General features: G+C 44.0%; 1 protein-coding gene. It reads right to left on the reverse strand.

The features are described from left to right. Window positions 1–256 precede the first annotated feature (256 nt). Window positions 257–1111, reverse strand: an 855-nt coding sequence (locus tag R8269_RS25680) for a dicarboxylate/amino acid:cation symporter (RefSeq protein ID WP_318222970.1), incomplete at its 5' end; no start/stop codon positions are given.

Below are 1111 nucleotides of genomic sequence, written 5' to 3' on the forward strand. Positions count from 1 at the left end.
AAATAATCAATGTTTGCTTCGCTATGCCACATAGATAAGGGCGTCAAAACGCTTTTCAAGGGCAGAATTGAAAAAAAGCGTATTTTTTATGAATTAATTGATTTCTTTCAAGCTTGTTGGGAATGCATCACATTCCAGAGACAACTTCCAAAGTAAACATGATGAAAAGCGGTTATTTTTCTGTGACATAAAAAAACAAGAAAGCGAGCTCATTCCGCTCGCTTTCTATATATAGATTCAACTCTATTGTTCAAGACTAGGCATTAGCTTGTGCAGGCTGCGCCTCTACTTCTTCTTGATTGCCGATCTCACCTTCTGTTTTGGCGACAATAGTGTTCACTGCGGTATCCCCTACCACGTTCGAAGAGGTACAGAACATATCGTTGATACGGTCAACCGCTGCAATGATAGCTAAACCTTCTGGTGGAAGACCCAATTGGTGAAGAAGCACACCAACCATCACCACACCACCACCTGGTACGCCACCAGCACCAATAGAAAGAAGAAGAATCGTCAGACCGAGTGTAAACACATCAGCGGTGTTAATTGGCTGGCCAAACGCGTTAGCAACGAAGATTGTTGCAAGCGCGATGTAAATAGATACACCTGACATGTTCATCGTCGCGCCTAGCGGTACACCAAAACCCGCAACTGATTTAGAAACTTGCAGTTTCTCTGTCAGAGTACGCATGGTTACAGGGATGGTTGCATTTGAACTTGCCGTAGATAGGGAAAATAGGATTTGTTCACGAGTTGCACGGAGAAACGCCTTTGGAGAAGTTCCAGTCGTAATGCCAACTGCCATTGGATAGAAGATGAAAATCCAGAACACAAGCATAGCCACGACAAGCGCAACGTAACCTGCAACAGACATCAGTGTATTCGCATTTAAGGTTGCACCTAGTTGAATCATCAGAGCAAACACACCGTAAGGTGCTAGACTCATGACCAAACCAACCAGCTTCATCATGATCTCATTGGCCATCTTAAACGTGCGGATAGCAGGGCCACCACGAGAATCCAGAGCTTGAATGGCTAGACCTGTCAAAATAGCCATAAAGATAATTTGTAGCATGTCGCAGTTAGCAAAAGCTTGTACTGGATTGCTTGG

It is taken from the genome of Vibrio sp. Vb0667 (assembly GCF_033391095.1).